A 21,670-nucleotide genomic window follows, 5' to 3' on the forward strand; every position below is an offset into this window, starting at 1 on the left:
AAGGTTAAGAGGAGAGGTGCAAGCTTTGAATCGAAGCCCCAGTAAACGGCGGCCGTAACTATAACGGTCCTAAGGTAGCGAAATTCCTTGTCGGGTAAGTTCCGACCTGCACGAATGGCGTAACGACTTCCCCGCTGTCTCCAACATAGACTCAGTGAAATTGAATTCCCCGTGAAGATGCGGGGTTCCTGCGGTCAGACGGAAAGACCCCGTGCACCTTTACTATAGCTTTACACTGGCATTCGTGTCGGCATGTGTAGGATAGGTGGTAGGCTTTGAAGCGGGGACGCCAGTTTCCGTGGAGCCATCCTTGAAATACCACCCTTATCGTCATGGATGTCTAACCGCGGCCCGTTATCCGGGTCCGGGACAGTGTATGGTGGGTAGTTTGACTGGGGCGGTCGCCTCCGAAAGAGTAACGGAGGCGCGCGATGGTGGGCTCAGACCGGTCGGAAATCGGTCGTCGAGTGCAATGGCATAAGCCCGCCTGACTGCGAGACTGACAAGTCGAGCAGAGACGAAAGTCGGTCATAGTGATCCGGTGGTCCCGCGTGGAAGGGCCATCGCTCAACGGATAAAAGGTACGCCGGGGATAACAGGCTGATGACCCCCAAGAGTCCATATCGACGGGGTTGTTTGGCACCTCGATGTCGGCTCATCGCATCCTGGGGCTGGAGCAGGTCCCAAGGGTTTGGCTGTTCGCCAATTAAAGCGGTACGTGAGCTGGGTTCAGAACGTCGTGAGACAGTTCGGTCCCTATCTGCCGTGGGTGTAGGAATATTGACAGGATCTGTCCCTAGTACGAGAGGACCGGGATGGACATATCTCTGGTGGACCTGTTGTCCTGCCAAGGGCATAGCAGGGTAGCTACATATGGACGGGATAACCGCTGAAGGCATCTAAGCGGGAAACCCACCTGAAAACGAGTATTCCCTATCAGAGCCGTGGAAGACGACCACGTTGATAGGCCGGGTGTGGAAGTGCGGCAACGCATGAAGCTTACCGGTACTAATAGCTCGATTGGCTTGATCGTTCTCATTGACTGTGCTCATCGAACAAAGTTCGATGATGCTTGACCTTTGTCCTGACGCGCCAATGGCGCTGCGGACGGCCCGCGCTACCGAGCGCGACGGCCTCTGGCCTGTATGGGTGCCACAAGCGCCCTCGGGTGGAAAAGATCGAAGACGTGTTCAAAAAAAGAAAACAGGCTAACGCCTGCCAGCTTCTCAAAACATAAAGTTGCGCTTTGCCGACCTGGTGGTTATGGCGGGGTGGCTGCACCCGTTCCCTTTCCGAACACGGCCGTGAAACGCCCCTGCGCCCATGGTACTTCGTCTTAAGACGCGGGAGAGTAGGTCGCTGCCAGGTCTGCAAAGCGCAACTTAACGCATGCTCCCGGAGCCTTAAGGCTTCGGAAAGATGCATGCGCCAACAAAACCAATCTTCTCAAAACAATCAACGGCAAACGCCGTCAAAAGGCCGCTAACAAGCGGCCTTTCGTGTTATAATACTCAAAGCAGATCCAATGGATTTGCCATGGCGCGGGGTGGAGCAGCCCGGTAGCTCGTCAGGCTCATAACCTGAAGGCCGCAGGTTCAAATCCTGCCCCCGCAACCAATCCTTCCATGATCAAACACACAATACCCAAAAACCCGCCTCATGGCGGGCTTTTGCGTTTACGGGGCGACGGTGAAATCAGCACACGACAGCAAGATTGTCAGTCCAAACCATTCCGAGCCAGGAATTCCCCTGCTTGAATTGTCTCCAAGGCATCCGCCGTCTCCCTGAAGTACGGCAAGGTTTGCCAGAGAGTGCGGTCGCCGACGATATAGAAGCGGCGCTTCGCGCGTGTCAGCGCCACGTTCAACAGGTTCGGCTTGGATGCGGCCCAGGCTGCGGCTCCGCTATGATCGGCATCGGCGCCGAGAACCATGAAAACGATGTCTTCCTCCTTGCCCTGGAAGGTATGCACCGTGCCTATCCTTTCCCGCAGCCACCTGGACAGTCTCGATGGAGGGGACCGCATATTTCCGTTCCGGTCCATCCATGCTGCATGGGCCAGAGCCTGCCTCAGGCTGTTCTTGACCTCCTTGAACGGCGAGATGATATAGAGATCCGGCAATGCGCCATTCCGGCGATATGTGGCAGTGAGGACGTTGACGATGAAGTCCGTCTGTTCTGCAACGGTCTGTTTGCCCGCGACCCTACCCCTGACGTCGATCCAGGCGCTGTCGCCATAAAACGGCGGTGCGTCGCCAGCAGGGCGGCGCTTCTCCAGCCCGAATACCATCTTGTTCTGATAGGCGATCCGGTTGGCAAGGCCGAACATCGGATCGATGCAGCGCCGGTGCACCCGGAGAGGACAGCCGATCCAGAGTCCATCCGCTTCCTCGCCGGGGACTGTCGTTCCGTAGCGGTTTGCGGCATCGGCCAGCATCTGCACCGACGCCCGGTTCGGTGAATATTGTCCTGTCGCCGTGTGGGCTGAGAGAGACGAAGCGGCGGTGATCAGCGCGCTCGGAAGTGTAAAGACCGGCTCGATCTGCTGGGGATCGCCGATCGCCATGACACGGCGCCCCCGCAGCAGGGCTCCGACCGCCGCTTGCGGCACCGCCTGACCCGCTTCATCGATAAAGACCCAGCCGATCGAACCAGCTTCGAGCCCGCGGAATTGCCGGGCGAAGGAGGCAAATGTTGTCGAGACGATAGGAACGATCATGAAAAGGCTTTGCCAGATCGACACAATGTGCTCCCCATCGACGGGGCTATTGTTGGAAAGCAGTTTGCTGATGGCGACAATGTTTCCACCAAAACCCCCGCCCTTCCTGCCAACCTCCGCCAGCCATGCTTCATGCAGCGTCAATGCTGCTTCCAACAATGCCGAGCGCAGACCTGCCAGTTCGTCCTGATGCCACAGGCCGTCGATCTGGAACTGGTCGGTCTCGAGATCGGCGAGACGGTCGGGTGCGGCAGGATGATTGAAAATTTCCCCCAGACGGTCGAATTCACTTCTTTTCCTGGACCAGATTTTCCGCCGAGACCGCAGTGCCTGTTCGGCCCGTTCATGCTTGAGCAACGCCTGTTCCAGCTGAGGTTCATGGATTTTCGCAAGATGGTCCTCGCATTCTGCCAGTGCCTTGCGCAATTCCAGCTGCCGACGCGCATTGGCGCCGACGTCTTGCCGATGCTGCCGGGTAGAGTTGCTCGGCAGCGCTCGCTCCCACCACGCAGGCGCGCTGCGGTCGAGCAGCTGTTCTTCCTCCTTCAGACCCGACAATCCTTCGCGGAGACGCAGCATTTCGGCCGCCGCCGTGTCGCAACGGCCCTGCACGCCCCGGAGTTCGGCGGCGGCTTCCCCGACCCCTTTAAGCGTCTCGCTGCAGAACGTATCCTCTGACACCCCGGCGATGTCGTCATAGAGATCGGCATAGCGTGCATATTGACCGATCTTGTCAAGAACCAGGGCATCGGCGTCATCAAAGGCCGTTGATGCTTCGGCGAAACTCGGCCCCTCGTAACTCTTAAGCCATTCCCAGATGGTCTGCGGCCTGGCCGCGCCGGACCAGCCGGGATTCGGCCTTTCGGTGATTTCCATGAAGGCGAAACGTTCCTTGAAGGCGCGACGGTTCCTGGAGTTGCCGAGCGCGCAGGCGATCAGCCCCCACGGACGGTCGCCGTCGGAAAGCTTGACGGCGGCACCATTGTCCTTTTGACAAGCGACCTTGTGCGCGACCGTCTGCAGATAGTGGAAGGAAGACGCCCTGGCGATCGAGCTTCGCTTGGGAAGGTCGCGCGAAATATTATCCACGGCGGCATTGTTGGAGGAGGCGACGACCATTTCGAAACCGGTAAGGGCCGGGATCAGTGCCGATATCGTGGCGGTGCTCCGGTCTGCGAAGATGGCGCGGCGCGCTGGTCCGTCGAAGGCATCGCGCGCCGTCTTCAAGGAGGAGAGCACGCGGGCGCGCCGAACGATATTATCCGCGAACAGATCGCGAAGCAGCGTCGTCTTTCCCGTCCCCGGCGGGCCGTTGACCGAAAACAGTCCGGTTTTCGAAAGCTCGCCGATGGCCGAATTGATCGCGAACTGCTGCATGAGGCTCATCGCGTGATAAGGTTCGCTGAGCCAGCGTCCGCGGTTGATATTTCCCGGATGCAAGGCCCGAACGATCGCCTGGCGTCCGTCCGCCGTATAGAGGTCGATCCGCTTCTCCTGCGCAAGCGGGGTGAGATATCGCCTGAGCGGCTCGGGAATATCGCCGTGTTTGACGCGCATCATCGCCCGCTCGATATCCTCGATGAAGAAGCTGTTCAGGATACCGATCTCTTCTTCAACGCTTGCACTGTCATCCTCCTCATCCTCGGCATCGGGCGCATGGCTCTCCTGCTGAGGCGGCAGCGACAGGACTTCAGGCCTTTCCGCCTTGTCTTTGTAGCGTATCTCAACGGCGGCGATGGGCATCTCCCGAGGCGAGGCAAAGCCGGCCCAATCGCAGAGCAATTCATGCAGCGTCAGAATCTCGCCGGCGTCGATCGGTTGATCGTCTGTGTCCCCGAAGGATGGCGATCTCAAATGCCGCTGCGCCCGAAAATTTTGAAGCAGTTCCGATAGCTGCCGCTTGCAGTCGGCAAATGCCTCGTAGCTGAGCGAGGAGAGGCCGGATTTCTGCACGCGACCCAGAGCCCAAGGAAGCGTGGAGACCGAAAATGTCTCGAAGATCGGCTGTCCCAAGGGCGTGAGCTGCAGGCTGGCAAAGCAGGTATCGCCATCGAGATCGCCGCGCTCGGCATCCTCATATTCGGCGATATCGGCTGCAACGCTATCGAAGCGCCTGCGGATGTCGGTGACTTCGGATTTGCTGAAGACGCCGAGGAACAGCGTAAAACCCGTGATCTGCTTCCCCTCGGGGATCGCGGGACGGCGGAGTGATGCACCGTCATCTTCAAGCGTCCTTGCATGCAGCCAGAAGACACTTCGGCCCTCACCTGTGACGACACGACTGGATAGATCATAGGGAATGAAGAACTCGATCTTGTGCCAGAAATCGAGAATGGCCAGAAGCCGTTCTCTTTCGGCGCCATCTGCATTGGTCTGCATGAGTTCCTACTGAGGAGTTGCAAAATAGGCTTGCACCTCTTTTAGCAACGATCGCAGCTCAAAATCAAAGACCATGGCGACTGCGCATTCAGGAAGCGCCCAAACGCATTTTTGCGCAACCGGCGAAAATCCCGTCAATGCAGACGCGGCCGGCGTCGCTTGCTGAGCTGCCGTCCCCGATTCCAGCGGAGGACAGTCTCCTGCGCGACGTCGGTCTTATGAGGAGCTGGCTCGACGCTCGTGCGGATCCGTTCGAGGGCTGCACTTGCCTTGGCCGCATAGTCGAGTGCGGCCGGATCGTCCGAATGCACATCCTGGATCGCAGCGAAGACTGCCTCCGCTTCGCCCAATCGCTTGTTGGCCGCAAGGGCAATGCCCCGTTTGTAATGCGCCTGGATGAGATGTGGCCCGATCTCTCCGACCTGGCGGAAAGTTTCGGCGGCCAGGTCATCTTGATGCAGGGCAAGCGCTCGCCGCTGGGCTGAGAGCAACCATTCGATGGCTGCCCGCCTCGTACACGACACTCCATGCAGGACGAAAATATAACAATCTGTACTGAAATATTACATCAAGCTCTGATCTATATTGGGAGCAGATATAACCTCGAAGTACCCATCACAGTAAAAATACAACCAAAGCTTAGTATATTATCGTTTTTTGCCCGCTAAAACTAATCACTTTGGGCCATTTCCTTCCCTCTCAATCCGTATTAACATAATTAAGAAATGTCTAAAAAATAAAGCGGTGACATCAAGGGCCGGCATTTCATACTATTTAATACCCGCCATCGCTCCAAGTTTGAGTAAAGTGTAACGCTACGGGAGGCGTATATGTTCATGACAGGCTCAGGGATGGAGAATACTGACCAGGGACGGAAGTTGGATTCATCTGGAAATACTATACTGGTGGTTGCCAAGGCGGATCTGTTTTCGGAATGCATGGTAGAAGCTCTGGCAAAGAAATTTCCGAACTGTGAAGTGGCAAGCATAACGAGCACAAAGCCGATGCTGGAAAAGGATACCAGCGATATAAAGCTCGTTTTATTCTATCATATACCGGCGCCGGAGCTTCATGAAGCACTGCAGGCTGCCCGCGAAAACCATCCGGAGACCTCCGTCGGACTCGTCGTCGAGGCGATCGATATGCTTGAACCCTATGTCAGCCGGCTGGTGGAGGCAAGGATCATCGATGGCGTCCTGCCGCTCAACCTGCGTCTCGATGTCTTCATGGCCGCAGTGGATCTACTGATGAAGGGCGGCGAACATTTTCCCTCAGCACTTCTCAATCGCCTCACCAACAAGAACGCCCAACTGGAGCCCTCCCTCTATCAGACAAGGTCGGTCGATGCGGCACGCAGCAATGCGCTGAAGCTGAGACGCGACAGCATCTCCAGTTTGACCACCCGGGAGGTTCAGATACTGGATCTCATCTGCAAGGGCACGCAAAACAAGATCATCGCCGACAAGCTGCATCTATCAGAAAACACCGTGAAGGTTCACGTCCGCAATATCTACAAAAAGATGAACGTGCGAAACCGCACGGAAGCTGCGTCCCGCTTCTTCAATGAGCATCCCGCCGGCGATGACGACATGTCCGGCCGGTGGCGCAACTGATCGAAACGCGTATCGCGATGTTGGGCGACATGCTTTAACGCTGTCGCTTCAGATCGAGGGGCGCGCGAAGCAGTGCGACTTCTGTCCGAAGCCGCTTGGCGAGCAGATATAAGGCGCTGAGCCGTGATAGGCGACGTGAACCGTTGCCGCAGCAGGGCGCTCGGGCCGATCTGCCGGATAGGTATAGTCTTTCGAGACACGCGGCGCCTCGACCACGACGACACTTTTTTTCGCGACGACGGCTATGTCGTCGTCAGCGACCGCACAGGCACTCGGTCCGATCGCCATAAGCGTCGTTCCCCAGGCGAACATCGCAAAACGAAATAGACGCCAGCCTTTCGGCTGCGCTGCATCTTGTTTTTTCAACATAGCAAAACCCCTCGCACATGGCGCTTCCGGATGCAAGACCGGTCGCGCAATCCGGCGCGGCCAACCTTACTCCTTTCTTCTACATCTGCTGTATTGAGTGAGGCTTAAGCGACCTCAGGCTACCCGTGGCGCGTGAGAAGCAGGAATAAAATGATTAATCATTTATTATTCTGAAGAATAGTTGCGTAGTTATTTTGGATAATCAGAATTTTTGAAGTTGACGTCAGCTGTAATCGTCTTATTGTTTAAATAGTAATTCAGTCATCCGAAGAATAACTAAAAAGTTATTCGTATTGAGATAGTCGATACAATGAATATCCAGCCGGATGAGGAGACATGCAGTGCATAACTAAATCAAAAGACTAAATACATGGGAAGGAGTTTGTAATGCGTAGTTTCGTTCCCAGCGAAGGAAATTCTGAGGTAACTCGTATACCGGTGCTCAGGCAACTGGGCACCGCTCTTGTCAATGGTGGGGCCGGCTTCCTCGGTTCACATCTCTGCGAAAGGCTGCTGCAGCGTGGCCACCGCGTCATCTGCCTCGATAATTTTTCGACCGGCCGCCGAGTGAATGTCGATCACCTCGCCGCGAACGCCCGTTTTCACATGGTCGAGCACGACGTTCGCCAGCCTTTCGATATCGAAGCGTCGCTCATCTTCAACTTTGCCTCGCCCGCCTCCCCGCCCGATTATCAGCGGGATCCTGTGGGAACATTGCTCACCAATGTGCTCGGCGCCGTCAACACCTTGGATTGCGCCCGCAAGACCGGTGCTGTCGTCGTTCAGTCGTCGACATCGGAAGTCTATGGCGACCCGAGCCAGAGCCCGCAGCAGGAATCCTATTGCGGCAATGTCAACCCGATCGGACCGCGCGCCTGTTACGACGAAGGCAAACGCAGCGCCGAAACCCTGTTCTTCGACTATCACAGGACCTACGGCGTCGACATCAAGGTCGGCCGCATCTTCAACACCTATGGGCCGCGCATGCGTCTGGATGACGGCCGGGTGGTCTCCAATTTCATCGTGCAGGCCCTGCGCAATGCAGACCTGACGATCTACGGCGATGGTCAGCAGACCCGCTCTTTCTGCTATGTCGACGATCTCGTCGAGGGATTCCTGCGTTTCTCGGCCGCCGGCAACGCCTGCCACGGTCCAATCAACCTCGGCAACCCCGCTGAGATCACCGTTCGCCGCCTGGCGGAAATCATCCGCGACCTGACAAATTCCCGTTCCCGGATCGTTCACCTGCCTGCGGTCACCGACGACCCCCGTCAGCGCCGGCCGGATATTTCCCGAGCCTTGGCCGATCTTGGCTGGCAACCCCGCATCGGCCTCGAAGCCGGCCTGGCGCGCACCGTCGATTATTTCGACGGGCTGCTCGCCGAAACCGAGAAGGCGGAGGTCGTATGAGATGCCCCGCTACATTCTGGTTACCGGCGGCGCCGGTTTCATAGGAAGTCATATCTGCAAAGCGTTGTCGCGCGCCGGCATGATCCCGGTTACCTACGACAATCTCTCGACGGGACATGCCGACAGCGTCCGCTGGGGGCCGCTTATTCGGGCCGAGCTAGCCGACGCCGCCACGCTGCGCCGGACCCTTGCCGAGTTTTCGCCTGATTGCGTCATTCATTGCGGTGCCAATGCCTACGTCGGCGAATCCGTCGAGATGCCCAGGAAGTATTACCGAAACAACGTCGTCGGCAGTCTGACGCTGCTCGAGGCCTGCCTCGACCAGGATATCAACCGGATCGTCTTTTCGAGCAGCGGCGCCACCTATGGCGTTCCCGCCTCGTTGCCGATACGCGAGGAAAGCCCGCAGCTGCCGGTCAACCCCTATGGTCGCACAAAACTGATCTTCGAGATGGCGCTCGAGGATTTTGCCGCCGCCTATGGCATCCGCTTCGCCGCCCTGCGTTATTTCAACGCGGCCGGCGCCGATCCGGAGGGTGAGCTTGCCGAGCGCCACCAGCCGGAAACCCACCTAATCCCCCGCGCCCTTCTCGCTGCCGCCGGCAGGCTGGAGAGGCTGGATATCTTCGGCACCGACTATGCGACCGAGGACGGAACCTGCGTGCGCGACTATATTCACGTCAGCGATCTCGCGCAGGCGCATCTTGCCGCCGTCAATCATCTGATGGCCGACGGCGGCTCGCTCAGCGTCAATCTCGGCTCCGGTCGCGGCACCTCGGTGCTCGAGATCCTCGAAGCCATCTATCGCGCGACCGGCCGTGAAGTCCCCGTCCGCTATCGCCCCCGCCGGGCCGGCGATCCGCCGATCCTCTTTGCCAACACGGCGAGAGCGAAGGCGGAACTCGGCTTCGCTCCCACCCTCTCGGATATCGATACGATCATCCGTACCGCCGGCCCGACCTTTGGACTGGAGATGACAGCGTGAGCAACGTTTCGCAAATCGGCCACGGCGTCAGTACGGCTAAAGCCGCCACCGCGGATGCATTCGAGCCTGTTTTTACCGGCTGGAACCGCGTCGCCTATGGTTTCGGCATCCTTTGCTGGCTGGCCGCACTTGGGTTTTTCTGGATCTGGTGGTGCCAGTCCGCCCATATCATTTCCTGGACCGCCTTTGTGCTCATTACCCTCGTACTGGGCTGGATCACGCTCGTGCCGGCCTATTTCATCCTGATCTTTCTCGATGCTAGGACGATCAGCCCCCGCGCTCCGCTGCCGGAAGGGCGAGTGGCGATGGTCGTCACCAAGGCGCCGTCCGAGCCTTTTGCCGTCGTTCGCGCCACGCTTCAGGCAATGCTCGACCAGACCGGCGTCGAGTTCGATGTCTGGCTGGCCGACGAGGATCCTTCCGAGGAGACCAGGCGCTGGTGCGCGCAGCACGGCGTGCTGATCTCCACCCGAAAGGGGGTGGCGGAATATCATCGCGCAAGCTGGCCGCGCCGGACGCGATGCAAGGAAGGCAACCTTGCCTATTTCTACGACCATTTCGGCTATGAGCGTTATGATTTCGTCGCCCAGTTCGACGCCGATCATGTGCCGACGCCGACCTATCTCCGTGAAATCCTGCGCCCCTTCACCGACCCTGAAATCGGTTATGTTTCCGCGCCGAGCATCTGCGATGCGAATGCCGGTACGAGTTGGGCCGCGCGCGGCAGGCTCTATGCCGAGGCCAGCCTGCACGGTTCGCTGCAGACAGGTTACAACAATGGCTGGGCGCCGCTCTGCATCGGTTCCCACTATGCCGTTCGCACCGCCGCACTTCGCCAGATCGGCGGCCTCGGCCCGGAACTCGCCGAAGACCATTCGACGACGCTGATGATGAATGCCGGCGGCTGGCGCGGCGTCCATGCCGTCGATGCGATCGCCCATGGCGACGGCCCGGCGAATTTTGCCGATCTCGTCGTCCAGGAATTTCAGTGGTCGCGCAGCCTCGTCACCATTCTGCTGCAACATTCCAGCCGCTATGTCGTCCATCTGCCATGGCGACTGAAATTTCAGTTCGTGTTCTCGCAGCTGTGGTACCCGCTGTTTTCCGCCTTCATGGCCGTAATGTTCCTGCTGCCGGTTGCCGCCTTGCTGACGGGCCACGTCTTCGTCGACGTCACCTACCCGGATTTCCTGCTGCATTTCCTACCCATATCGGTGGTACTGACGCTGTTTTCCGTATTCTGGCGGGCGAGGGGAACCTTCAGGCCGCATGATGCGAAACTTTTCGGCTGGGAGGGGCTGGCCTTCATCTTCCTGCGCTGGCCGTGGTCGCTCGCCGGCAGCCTTGCGGCCGTTCGCGATCATATCTCCGGCTCCTTCGTCGACTTCCGCATCACCCCGAAGGGAAAACAGCAGCAGCATTCTTTGCCGCTGCGCGTCGTCGCCCCTTATATCGCGCTCGCCGGGCTTTGCGCCGTCGCCATGGCGCTTGCCAGCGAGGTCGCTGCCGCTCAGGGCTTTTACATTTTCGCCGCGATGAACCTCTCGATCTATCTGTTGCTAGCGATACTGATCGTCGTTCGCCATGCGATTGAGAGCAGTCTGCCGCTGCTGCCGCAATCGCACGGGCTACGGCTTGCGACTGCCATGGGGCTTGCGATCTGGGTTACCGGCGGCATGCAGCTGGGCAGCCATGGCCTCAGCAGCCTCGAAGCTCTTTCCCATGGCCAGCCATTCATCAGTTTCACCGAATCACAATTTGCCGTCGCCGGTGCCGGCCTCGGCGGCGGCAAGACCAGGATCACCAAATTTCGTCTCAAATGGAATGGGTTCGGCAACATGGGACGGGACGAACAGGGTGTGTAGCCGGCAGTCCGGCAAGTGTCGAACAGGAGGATGTAATGTGTATCGGATCGAAACTTTATGGAGCAGCCCTTGCTCTCAGCCTGTGTCTGCCGGTGGCGGCACATTGCGCCGAGGCAGCTGGCAAGAAGGCGCCGACGCCGCTCAGCGCCTATGAGCTCTACCGCATCTACGGCGACAAGACCTGGATCTGGAACACCGGCGGCGGTCGTTTCGTCGATGACGGCCGGCGGTTCGTCGCCTGGACCAATGACAAGGGCAAACAGTCCTTCGCCGAAGGCACGTGGGTGGTCGACGATCTCGGCCAGCTCTGCATGCGCGCCACCTGGACGAATGCAGAAGGTGCGGCCCGCGCCAGCACCTGTTTCGGCCATCGCAAAATCGGCAACACGATCTATCAGCGGCGCCAGCCGGACGGCAATTGGTATGTCTTCCGTCATGCGTCGGTGCGCGGCGATGACGAGTTTGGCAAGCTCGTTCCCATGGATTCGGTCAGTGCGAAAGCGCGTGACCTGAAGCAGGTCCTGCTGAGCCAGGAAGTAGCCCGAAAAGGAGGGTGAGCCATGAAGAAGCTACTGAAAAAAAACTTCTCGACTGCAGCGATAGCGGTGCTGCTGCTGTGTGTCGCCGATATGCCGGGCCGAAGCGAGATGCAATATGCGGGCATTGCCCCGAACCCGGCTGCAGGCGTCCAGACGATCATCGACAAACGCCCCGTTCTTCATGCCGACGGCATCAAGTTCGGCGCCTATGATCCAAATGGTGATTTTGGCGCACAATCGAATGTCGCGACCGAAGCCCTGTTCCTGCCTTGGGAGGACGTCGATCTGGAGACGCTGCGCGTTGCCGATGCCTACGCGCAGGCCAGAGGCCGCAATCTGCTGATATCGGTGGAGCCGTGGTCCTGGGATGTCGACTGGCGGCTGACCTCCGGCCAGCTTCGTCAAAAGGTCCTGCGCGGCGATTACGATGTCAACATGCGTGCGATCGCGCAGATGATATCCCAGCTGAAAAGTCCGGTGATCATTCGCTGGGGCCAGGAGATGGAGGACAAGTCCGGGCGGTTTTCGTGGTCCGGATGGAACCCGCGGGACTATATCACGGCCTACAAGCGCATGATGGATATCGTCCGCCAAGAGGCGCCGGGCACTAAGCTGATGTGGTCGCCGAAGGGCGAGCCAGGCTTGCAGGACTACTATCCCGGTGATGATTATGTCGATCTCGTCGGGCTCTCGGTCTTTGGCCTGGAACGCTACGACGAGCTTGCCTACACCAAGCATCGGACGTTTTCGGAAGCGCTGAAGCAGGGTTACGATCTCGTCGCCGGCTACGGAAAGCCGATCTGGGTGGCGGAGCTCGGCTATCAAGGCGGCGACGCCTATGTCAGGCCCTGGATCGAAACCGCGACGCTGAAGCAGAGCGCCTTTCCAAACCTTCAGGAAGTCGTCTATTTCAACGACCGGGATGTGCATGCCTGGCCGTTCGATCTCGGCCGGCCGGACTGGCGCGTCGTCGAAGGCCTGGCCAACTGACCGCCCGGAAAGGAGAGAGGCCCGCCGGGGTTTGCGGGCCTCTCCTCTCATGTCGGGCGATGGATCATCCTTTGATCGTCGCCTTACCCTCTTCGATGAGCCGGCTTGCCGCATCGGCGGGCAAAATCCGTTCGAAGGCGAGTTCGTCACAGATCGGGCGCAGCACGCGCTGGTCGAACTGGGTTGCGCCCATCGGCACCGGCGGCGGATATTCGCCGACCTGGTCCTTGAGAAGATTGACGTATTTGACTGTTTCCTGCTCCGTCGGGTTGAGCTGCGGTAGTATGGCTTCGCGCACGGCCGGGGACATCGGCACGCCGCGCTCGACGCCGAGAATCTTGCCGGCCTCGATATCGTTGACGAAGAAGTTGATGAATTTCGCGGCTGCCTCGCCGTTCTTTGTCGTGGCGCCGAGGCTCCAGATAAGCGCGGGACGGTAGTAGTGGCCCGACGGCCCGCCCTTCTTTTCCCGCGGCAGCATGGTGATGCCGAGCTTGTTCTTGATGATCAGCTGATAGCCGACCATTTGATTGGAATAGGCCATGCCGATCACCGATTTGCCGATACCGAGGCAATTGGTGTCGATGGTGTTCTGATCGAGCGTCTGGACGTCGGCAGCAACGGTGCCCCCCGCTTTGCGAAGCTTCTCCCAGTAGTCGAACCATTCGGTGGCATCGTCGGCTGTGAAGCCGAGCCCGACGCTTTCCTTCGCAAAGAGGCTCTTGCCGCGCTGGCGCAGCCAGGCGTCGAACACATAGGCGTAGCGTGCGGCATAGGGGCCGCCGCTCTTGCCGGAGGACTTGGCGAGTGCTACGGCGAGCTTGGCATACTCGTCCCAGGTGAGGTCGGGTGTCGGCAACGGGATGCCCGCCTTTTCGAATTCGACCGTGTCGAAGAACATCGAGAAGGAGTTGAGGCCGAGGCCGACACCATAGAGTTTGCCGTCGATGGTGGTCAGTTTCAGCATGTCGGCGCCGAAGGACTGGACGTTCAGGGTCGAAGGCAGGAATTCGTCAAGCGGCATGCACGCGCCGCGCTTGGAATAGTCGGAGATCGTTCCCGGCTCGAGCTGGAAGACGTCGGCGATCGAGCGGCCGGCCATCTGCGTTGCGAGTTTGGTCCAGTAGCCGTCGCCCGAAAGCGATTCACCGACGATCGTGACGCCGGGCGTCTTCGCTTGGTAGAGCTTGGCGACTTCGAGCGTGCGCTTGGCGCGGTCGTTCGACCCCCACCACATGGCGCGCAGCGACGCGTCCTCGGCAAAAGCCGGAATTGCGCTTCCCGCGCCGAAGGCGAGGCCGGCGGCTGCTCCGGCTGAACCCATCAGAAATGAACGGCGGTTGACCTGCATGATATCCTCCTCCTTGTCGCAACATGCCCGCTACCATCCTCCAACGGCGTTGGCGTGCATTTTGCAATAGAGTACGCAAAAAAATAATTATTGCAATAAATAACGTTTATCTTGCAAATTTGCATAATTTGCATAAGGTTTGCCCATGAATGAACAAAAAACCGACGACCAAGAAACCAACGACCAAAAAATCAGACGGCCGCGTCAGGCCGATATCGCTACATTGGCCGGCGTCTCCGTCTCCACGGTGTCGCGTGTGCTCGCCAACGAACCCGGCATCAGCGAAACCGTGCGCCGCCAGATCTTGAAGGTGGCGGCCGAGCACGGCTATCCGGTGAAATCTGCGACCGAAGCCGTTGCCGGCGGGCTGGCGCTCATTGCCAGCGACGGCGTCACCGGCGGTCTCAGCGTCTTTTATGAAGCGATCGTCGAGGGCCTGCGCGCCGGAGCCGCCGAAGCCGGCATGCCCTTCGAGATCCGGATGGTTCGCGAGGATCGCATCACGCCGGACGCCGTGCGCGACTATATGCAGGCAGCAGATGCCGAGGGTCTCTTTCTGGTCGGCATCGACCCGAACGAGATGCTGCGTGACTGGCTGCAGGGCACCATGACGCCGGCCGTGCTCGTCAACGGCACCGATCCCAGAATGCAGTTTGATGGCGTTTCGCCGGCTAATTTTTTCGGCGCCTATGAAGCGACCAGCCGAATGATCAAGGCCGGCCATCGCCGCATCCTGCATCTGAGCGGCTCGCACCGCTATACTATCCGGGAGCGTATCCGCGGTTTTGAGGCTGCGGTGGCCGCCGTCCCCGACGCCGAGGGTCGTTTCGTGCCTCTGGTGCTGGAGGGCAGCGCCAGCCGCGAGGCGCATGAACGCACTGCCGCGGTCCTTGCCGAAAATGCCGGTTTCACCGCCGCCTTCTGCATGAATGATTTCATCGCCGTCGGCGTGCTCGAGGCCGTCACCGAAGCCGGTATGCGTGTGCCGGAGGATTTCGCGATCGTCGGCTTCGATGATCTGCCCTGCGCGCTGATGACCAATCCGCGGCTTTCCACCATGCGCGTCGACCGCGCCGCCCTCGGGCGCGAGGCCGTCTTCCTGATGCTGTCCCGTTTCCGCAACAGGACGGCGGCGGCGCGCCACATCTGCCAGGCGGTCGTTGCCGTTGCGGGAGGGACCGTTCCGAATGCCGAAAAACCGTGAGTGATGCTGATGACCTATGATCCCGCCAGCGCCAACCCGCTTGCAGGCAATCCGCTCGAAACCCGCGCCGATATGAGCCGGGCTCTGCTTGATCTCTTCGATCCGCTTCTTGTCTGTTTTTCAAAAGGCAATGCCCGCGTCAGGCTGAGCGGCGGCGCCGCCCATTTCGACCGGGCGGCAGCCGATCTCGAAGGCTTCGCCCGCCCGCTCTGGGGATTGGCGCCGCTTGGCGCCGGCAACGGCGACTTCGCCCACTGGCATCGTTTTGCCGAAGGTCTCGCAAACGGCACCGATCCCGCCCATCCGGAATATTGGGGAACGGTCAATGGCCGCGATCAGCGGATGGTCGAGCTTGCCGCTCTCGGTTTTGCCCTGGCGCTGGTGCCGGAAAAGATCTGGGAGCCGCTCGATCAGCGCGCCCGCGGCAATGTCGTCGCCTATCTCAAGCATGCCAGGCAGTTCGACTATGCCGACAATAACTGGAAATTCTTCCGGATCCTTGTCGATATTGCGCTCGATCGTCTCGGCGCCGATTTCGATCGCAGCCTGACCCGGCAATATCTGCAGGAGCTCGAAGGCTTCTATATCGGCGATGGCTGGTATCGCGACGGCAACGTGCGCCGCATCGACCACTACATTCCGTTCGCCATGCATTTCTATGGTCTGATCTATTCCAAGCTCGTCGACGACGATTATGCAAAACGCTACCGGGAGCGCGCCATCCTCTTTGCCCGGGACTTCCGCCACTGGTTTGCCGCCGACGGCGCGACGATCCCATTCGGCCGCAGCCTGACCTATCGCTTTGCCTGTGCCGGCTTCTGGTCGGCGCTCGCCTTTGCCGATGTCGAGGCTTTGCCCTGGGGCGAGGTCAAGCATCTCTGCCTGCAGCATCTACGCTGGTGGAAAGATAAGCCGATTGCCGATCGCGACGGCGTGCTGTCGATTGGTTTTGGCTATCCGAACCTGCTGATGTCGGAAAGCTACAATTCCGCGGGCTCGCCCTATTGGGCGCTCAAGGCCTTCCTGCCGCTCGCCATCGCCGAGGATCATCCGTTCTGGACCGCTGAGGAAAAGGCGCCGGAGCAGGCACCCTCTATCGTCCCCCAGCGTCATCCCGGCATGGTGATGATGCGGGCAGGCGGCGATGTCGTGGCACTGTCTGCGGGCCAGGAAAATCTGCAGATGCGTTTCGGCACGGAAAAATACGCGAAGTTCGCTTATTCCACCCGCTACGGCTTCAGTGTCGAGTCCGATGAGCGTGGCTTCGCGCTTGCCGCCTTTGATTCGATGCTGGCCTTCAGCGATGACGGCCTGCATTACCGCGTGCGCGAAACGAATGAGCAAGCAAAGCTTGCAGGCGAGGTGCTCTATGCGAAATGGTCGCCTTTCCCCGCTGTCGCTGTCGAAACCTGGCTGCTGCCTCAAGCCCCCTGGCATATCCGCCTCCACCGGATCAGGTCTGACCGGCCGTTACGCATCGCCGAAGGCGGCTTTGCCATCGGCCGCCGGGATTTCGAGCTGGACAGGCTCTCGGCGTCCGATGGGGCTGCCTACGCGATCGGCGAAGCCGATTTCACCGGCATTGTAGATCTCGGTTCTTCGGTCAGGCGCGCCGGCCTTGCCCAGAAGGCGCAACCCAACACCAATGTGATCGTTGCGAAAACCATCGTGCCGCAGCTGCGCGGCCAGATCCCGGCCGGTGAAACCATCCTGGTGACGGCAGTGCTGGCGCTCGACGATCCCGCCGCCGTCTCCTCTGCCTGGACGAAGCCGCCGAAAGCGCCCGATATTGCGATGCTGGAGGCCCTGGTGCGGGAAAAAGGCGTGACCGTCAGCGCCATCGAAGCGCCGGGACAGATGCCATGAGCCGCCCGGCCATTGTTCTTGCGATGGAGCCCTCGCGCACGGAACACGTCCTGCCGGAGGGTTTGCTGCAACGGCTCGACACCGTCGGTCACCTGCTGGATTCCAAGCCGCTGCAGCATTTCAACGACGAGCGGGCCAGACGCCTGCTGGCCGAAGCCGAAATCCTGATCACCGGCTGGGGCGCGCCCTATGTCGGGCCTGACATTCCCGCCGCAGCAACGCACCTTCGCCTCATCGTTCATGCGGCGGGCACGGTAAAGGGCGTCATCGACGACAGCATCTTCGAAGCCGGCATAGTGGTCAGCCATTCGGCCGAGGCCAATGCCGTGCCGGTCGCCGAATTCACGCTGGCGGCGATCATCTTCGCCGGCAAGCGGGCCTTCCGTTTCCGTGATCTCTATGTCGCCGACCGCAACCGCGACCGGACCTATCCGATGCAGCGCGAAGCGATCGGAAACTATGGCCGCATCGTCGGCATCGTCGGCGCCTCGCGCATCGGCCGGCGGGTAATCGAGCTCTTGAAACCCTTCGGCTACAGGCTGCTGCTGTTCGACCCCATGCTCGATGCTGCCGAGGCCGCCGGACTCGGCGCGGAGAAGGTCGATCTCGACGAATTGATGCGCCGCGCCGATATCGTTTCCCTGCACGCGCCGTCGCTGCCCTCGACCCGGCATATGATCGATGCGCGAAGATTGTCGCTGATGAAGGAGGGCGCAACGCTGATCAACACCGCGCGCGGCATCCTCGTCGATGAGGTGGCGCTGCTTTCGCAGCTGAAGACCGGCCGCATCGATGCGGTCATCGACGTCACCGATCCGGAGATCCCGGACCCCGGCTCGGTATTCTACGATCTGCCGAATGTCTTTCTGACGCCACATATTGCCGGCGCCATCGGGCTGGAACGGGCGCGCCTCGGCGAGATGGCGGTGGACGAGGTCGAGCGCTTCATGATCGGCCGGCCGCTGCTTTACCAGATCCACCAGGCGAATCTCGAAAACATCGCCTGAGGCGCGTCGAGCGACCCAGGCGACGAGATATCAGCGTGATGTCCGCAGCGAATTGGGCGAACCGTCATCGGCGAGCTCGGGCATCAGATCGGCAATTTTGACCACTTTGCCGGTGCGCGAGCTTGTCAACGCCGCAATGCCGCAGAGCACGGACATGGCGCCGGCCCGCGTGCCGGCGCGCTGGGCGAGCCTGTCTTCTATGTCGGGCTTGAAGATCATATTGCGCATCCGGTCGTCGCCGCCGTAATGGCCGCCGGTGAAATGCGGAACGACGATGCGCTCGACCGCCTCCTTGCCGTTCGGGAAATTGCGGATCAGCAGGATCGTGTCTTCCTTCGGCTCTTCCCAGGGCTGGGCCTCATATTGGCGAAGCTCGATGCGCCCCTTGGTGCCGTTGAAGGCGAGGTGATGGCCTTCGATCGGTTGAAAGGCGTTCAGCGAATAGGAGACATGGACGTTGTTGCGATAGCGCAGGCTGACCACCATCGTGTCGGGAATGTCGATATCCTCGCGGAAGACGCAGCCGTCGCGGAAATAGCCGTCAATCTTCGAGGGATCCTCGTAGAGCTGATCGAGGAACGGATCGGCCTCGAGATCTAGATAATAGTCGCATTCATGCGCGTGCGGACAGAGCTTGCAGCGCGGGCCGCGGAATGGGCCCTTGCGGCCGTAGTTTTGCAGGTCGGCAAAGGAGGTGACGGCTTCGGGGTCGCTGTCGAGATACCAGTTCAACAGATCGAAATGATGCGTCGCCTTGTGGACGAACAGGCTGCCGGAATTTTCGGTATAGGCATGCCAGCGGCGGAAGTAGTCGGCGCCGTGTTTGGTGTTGAGATACCAATGGAAGTCGACGGAGGTCACCCGGCCGATCTCGCCGGCATTCAACAGTTCCTTAATGCGCGCCGCCGTCGGCGCGTAGCGGTAGTTGAAGGAGACGTCGACGCGCCGGCCGGTCCGTTTCTCGGCATCGATGATCCGCCTGATCTTGTCGACCGCTGTTGTCATCGGCTTTTCGGTGATGACGTCGATACCGGCTTCGAGCGCCCGCACGACGATGTCGTCGTGGGTGTGATCAGGCGTGCAGACGATGATCAGATCCGGCTTCTGTTCGGCCAGCATCGCGTCGATATCGTCGTAAATCGGCGCGTTGCTGCCGATCATATTGCGGGCACGTTCGCCACGCAGCGAATTCTTCTCGACGATCGCGATGAGATCGACATGTTCGCGCCAGCCGGCAAGCAGGTCCTTGCCCCACATCGTGGTGCCGCGGTTTCCGGTGCCGATCAGGGCAAAACGGCGTTTCTCCATCGAATGAACCTCCTGCATGCGTGATGAAACGAATTGAAAATCAGATCTGGCAGCAACTGCGGAAGCGCTCGACGCAGGTGGCGATCACCTCGTCGGCCGGGCGTTTCCACCAGGTCTCGGCCGAAAAAATCTCCACCTCCTGCGCGCCGAAGAAACCGGCAGCCTCGACCATCCGTCGTATGCCCTTGAGGTCGATGACGCCATCGCCCATCATGCCGCGGTCAAGCAGCATGTCCTTGGTCGGCACCAGCCAGTCGCAGATGTGATGGGCAAAGATGCGTTTCATGCGCCCGGCGCGGGCAATCTGGTTGGCAAGATCGGGATCCCACCAGACATGGTAGACATCGATCGCAACGCCGACATCCTCACCGAGCTGATCGCACATGTCGAGCGCCTGGCCGAGCGTGTTCACGCAGGCCCGGTCGGCGGCATACATCGGGTGCAGTGGCTCGATGGCGAGCTTGACGCCGGCAGCCTGCGCATGCGGCAGCACGGCGGCAATGCCGTCAAACACCATCTGGCGGGCGGCGACAATATCCTTCGAGCTGCCGGGCAATCCACCGACAACGAGCACCAGGCAATCGGCTGCGAAGGCCGCGGCCTCGTCGATGGCGCGCCTGTTGTCGTCGAGGTTCTTCTGCCAGTCGGCATCGTTTGCCGCCGGAAAGAAGCCGCCGCGGCAAAGTCCGGTCAGCTTGATGCCGTTCGATTTGACGATCCGCACCGCTTCGTCGAGACCGGCCTTGGCGACCTGGTCGCGCCACGGCGCGATCGAGGTGATGCCGTGTTTCAGGCAGATATCGACGGCTTCGGCGAAACCGCATTGTTCGCGGATCGTCGCCAGATTGATCGAAAGTCCTTCGACCTGCATGTCATTCCCTCTCATTGCCGTGCCGGCGCTTAGTGAACGCCATGGACGGCAAGCACCTGCTTCATGCGCGCCGTTGCGAGTTCCGGATCGGCGAGAACCCGCGCCTTGTCGGCCAGGCGGAAGAGTTCGGCCAGATGCGTCAGCGAACGGGTGCTCTGCTGGCCGCCGACCATGACGAAATGGTCCTGTAGGCCGTTGAGATAGGCGAGGAAGACGACGCCGGTCTTGTAGAAGCGCGTCGGCGCCTTGAAGATGTGGCGCGACAGCGGCACGGTCGGCTCGAGCAGATCGAAGAATTCGTGGTTACTCTTGCGGCCGAGCGCGTCGAGCGCAGCGGACGCTGCCGGCGCGATCGCATCGAAAATCCCGAGCAGCGCATCGGAATGACCCTCTTCGTCGCCGGCGATCAGTTCGGCATAGTTGAAGTCGTCGCCGGTATACATGCGCACGGCCTTAGGCAGTTGGCGGCGCATCGCCACTTCTTTCTCCTTGGAAAGCAGCGAGATCTTGATGCCGTCGACCTTGTCGGCATGTGCCTCGATCACCTCGAGGCAGGTGGACATCGCCTTGAGGTGGTCGCCGTTGCCCCAATAACCCTCGAGCGCCGGATCGAACATCTCGCCCAGCCAATGGATGATGACCGGTTCCTTGACCTGGCGGAGGATGCGGTCGTAGACGCGGATATAGTCATCCGGCCCTTTGGCGGCGGCCGCAAGCGCCCGGCTCGCCATAAGGATGATACGGCCGCCGGCTGCCTCCACCGTTTCGATCTGCTCCTCATAGGCCTTGAGGATCGTGTCGACGGTCACGTCGGGTCCCGGCGTTAGATGGTCGGTGCCGGCACCGCAGGCAATCAGCGCATCCTTGCGACCGGCCGCTTCGCCAAGCGCGCGGCGGATGAGCTCGCGCGCTTCCGACCAGCCGAGGCCCATGCCGCGCTGCGCCGTATCCATGGCTTCGGCGACGCCGAGGCCGAGATCCCAGAGCCGGTGGCGAAAGGCGAGCGTTCGGTCCCAGTCGATCGCCGGCGTCAGCCACGGGTCGTTGTCGGCGAGCGGATCGGCGACGACATGGGCGGCGGCAAAGGCGATGCGCGGGAAGGCCTTGGCGTCGCGCTTCTTCAGTTCGATCGGCGTGCCGGTCAGTGTGTAGGGGACGATCTTGCCGTCGAGGGGGAGATTGATCGTCGTCACG

General features: G+C 60.2%; 15 protein-coding genes, 1 tRNA gene, 2 rRNA genes and 1 pseudogene (1 of these 19 cut by a window edge). 12 read left to right on the plus strand and 7 right to left on the minus strand.

All coding sequences use genetic code 11. The annotated features are described in order from the left end of the window. The 3 genes from J3O30_RS00325 to J3O30_RS00335 form a co-directional block, all read left to right on the plus strand. Positions 1-1,033, plus strand: a 23S ribosomal RNA gene (locus J3O30_RS00325) (it extends 1,847 nt beyond the left edge of the window). 220 nt (positions 1,034-1,253) lie between these two features. Beyond that, positions 1,254-1,368, plus strand: a 5S ribosomal RNA gene (gene rrf / locus J3O30_RS00330). 172 nt (positions 1,369-1,540) lie between these two features. Continuing rightward, positions 1,541-1,617, plus strand: a tRNA-Met gene (locus J3O30_RS00335). Positions 1,618-1,717: 100 nt separating this feature from the next. Here the strand turns inward: J3O30_RS00335 and J3O30_RS00340 are convergent. After that, entirely contained in the window at positions 1,718-5,098 is a 3,381-nt protein-coding gene (locus tag J3O30_RS00340; RefSeq protein WP_207582364.1) for a DEAD/DEAH box helicase, read from the minus strand. Between the two features lie 134 nt (positions 5,099-5,232). After that, positions 5,233-5,565 (minus strand): annotated as a pseudogene (locus J3O30_RS33050) (cellulose biosynthesis protein); the annotation flags it as partial. 363 nt (positions 5,566-5,928) lie between these two features. Here J3O30_RS33050 and J3O30_RS00350 point away from each other — a divergent pair. Next, positions 5,929-6,711, plus strand: a complete 783-nt coding sequence (locus J3O30_RS00350) for a response regulator transcription factor (protein WP_207582366.1) — start codon at positions 5,929-5,931, stop codon at positions 6,709-6,711. A 48-nt stretch (positions 6,712-6,759) separates the two neighbouring features. Here the strand turns inward: J3O30_RS00350 and J3O30_RS00355 are convergent, their stop codons facing one another. Next, on the minus strand, positions 6,760-7,080 hold the full coding sequence (locus J3O30_RS00355) for a hypothetical protein (protein WP_207582367.1): 321 nt from the start codon (positions 7,078-7,080) through the stop codon (positions 6,760-6,762). A 387-nt stretch (positions 7,081-7,467) separates the two neighbouring features. Between J3O30_RS00355 and J3O30_RS00360 the strand changes: the two genes are divergently transcribed. From J3O30_RS00360 to J3O30_RS00380, 5 genes are read left to right on the plus strand one after another with little or no spacing between them, the layout of a single operon-like run. Further along, entirely contained in the window at positions 7,468-8,490 is a 1,023-nt protein-coding gene (locus J3O30_RS00360; RefSeq protein WP_207582368.1) for a UDP-glucuronic acid decarboxylase family protein, read from the plus strand. A 1-nt stretch (position 8,491) separates the two neighbouring features. After that, positions 8,492-9,475 carry a UDP-glucose 4-epimerase GalE gene (gene galE / locus J3O30_RS00365; RefSeq protein WP_207582369.1) on the plus strand — a complete coding sequence of 328 codons (984 nt, stop codon included), beginning with the start codon at positions 8,492-8,494 and terminating at the stop codon, positions 9,473-9,475. After that, positions 9,472-11,340, plus strand: a complete 1,869-nt coding sequence (locus tag J3O30_RS00370) for a glycosyltransferase family 2 protein (RefSeq protein WP_207582370.1) — start codon at positions 9,472-9,474, stop codon at positions 11,338-11,340. Before galE ends, J3O30_RS00370 begins: the two co-directional genes overlap by 4 nt. A 35-nt stretch (positions 11,341-11,375) precedes the next feature. Next, positions 11,376-11,897, plus strand: coding sequence for a DUF995 domain-containing protein (locus tag J3O30_RS00375; protein ID WP_207582371.1), 522 nt, complete (start codon positions 11,376-11,378; stop codon positions 11,895-11,897). Between the two features lie 3 nt (positions 11,898-11,900). Then, on the plus strand, positions 11,901-12,869 hold the full coding sequence (locus J3O30_RS00380; protein ID WP_207582372.1) for a glycosyl hydrolase: 969 nt from the start codon (positions 11,901-11,903) through the stop codon (positions 12,867-12,869). A 64-nt stretch (positions 12,870-12,933) separates the two neighbouring features. Here J3O30_RS00380 and J3O30_RS00385 read toward each other — a convergent pair whose 3' ends face one another. Further along, positions 12,934-14,220 (minus strand): ABC transporter substrate-binding protein, encoded by a 1,287-nt coding sequence (locus J3O30_RS00385; protein ID WP_207582373.1) that lies wholly within the window; start codon positions 14,218-14,220, stop codon positions 12,934-12,936. A gap of 145 nt (positions 14,221-14,365) precedes the next feature. Here J3O30_RS00385 and J3O30_RS00390 point away from each other — a divergent pair, with 145 nt between their 5' ends. From J3O30_RS00390 to J3O30_RS00400, 3 genes are read left to right on the plus strand one after another with little or no spacing between them, the layout of a single operon-like run. Next, positions 14,366-15,424, plus strand: coding sequence for a LacI family DNA-binding transcriptional regulator (locus tag J3O30_RS00390; protein WP_207582374.1), 1,059 nt, complete (start codon positions 14,366-14,368; stop codon positions 15,422-15,424). 9 nt (positions 15,425-15,433) lie between these two features. Continuing rightward, positions 15,434-17,290 (plus strand): DUF2264 domain-containing protein, encoded by a 1,857-nt coding sequence (locus J3O30_RS00395; protein ID WP_207582375.1) that lies wholly within the window; start codon positions 15,434-15,436, stop codon positions 17,288-17,290. Beyond that, a complete protein-coding gene (locus J3O30_RS00400; protein ID WP_207582376.1) occupies positions 17,287-18,297 on the plus strand; it encodes a hydroxyacid dehydrogenase in 1,011 nt (336 codons plus the stop codon). The genes J3O30_RS00395 and J3O30_RS00400 overlap by 4 nt, the downstream gene beginning before the upstream one ends. A 30-nt stretch (positions 18,298-18,327) precedes the next feature. Here J3O30_RS00400 and J3O30_RS00405 read toward each other — a convergent pair whose 3' ends face one another. The 3 genes from J3O30_RS00405 to J3O30_RS00415 are packed head-to-tail and all read right to left on the minus strand — an operon-like array spanning position 18,328 to position 21,669. Next, positions 18,328-19,605, minus strand: coding sequence for a Gfo/Idh/MocA family oxidoreductase (locus tag J3O30_RS00405; RefSeq protein WP_207582377.1), 1,278 nt, complete (start codon positions 19,603-19,605; stop codon positions 18,328-18,330). A gap of 40 nt (positions 19,606-19,645) precedes the next feature. Further along, the gene (locus tag J3O30_RS00410) at positions 19,646-20,476 is read right to left on the minus strand and encodes a sugar phosphate isomerase/epimerase family protein (protein WP_207582378.1); all 831 of its coding nucleotides are present in this window, start codon (positions 20,474-20,476) and stop codon (positions 19,646-19,648) included. Between the two features lie 29 nt (positions 20,477-20,505). Beyond that, on the minus strand, positions 20,506-21,669 hold the full coding sequence (locus J3O30_RS00415; RefSeq protein ID WP_207582379.1) for a dihydrodipicolinate synthase family protein: 1,164 nt from the start codon (positions 21,667-21,669) through the stop codon (positions 20,506-20,508). Between the last annotated feature and the right edge of the window lies 1 nt (position 21,670).

It is taken from the genome of Rhizobium sp. NZLR1 (genome assembly GCF_017357385.1).
Taxonomy (GTDB): Bacteria; Pseudomonadota; Alphaproteobacteria; order Rhizobiales; family Rhizobiaceae; genus Rhizobium.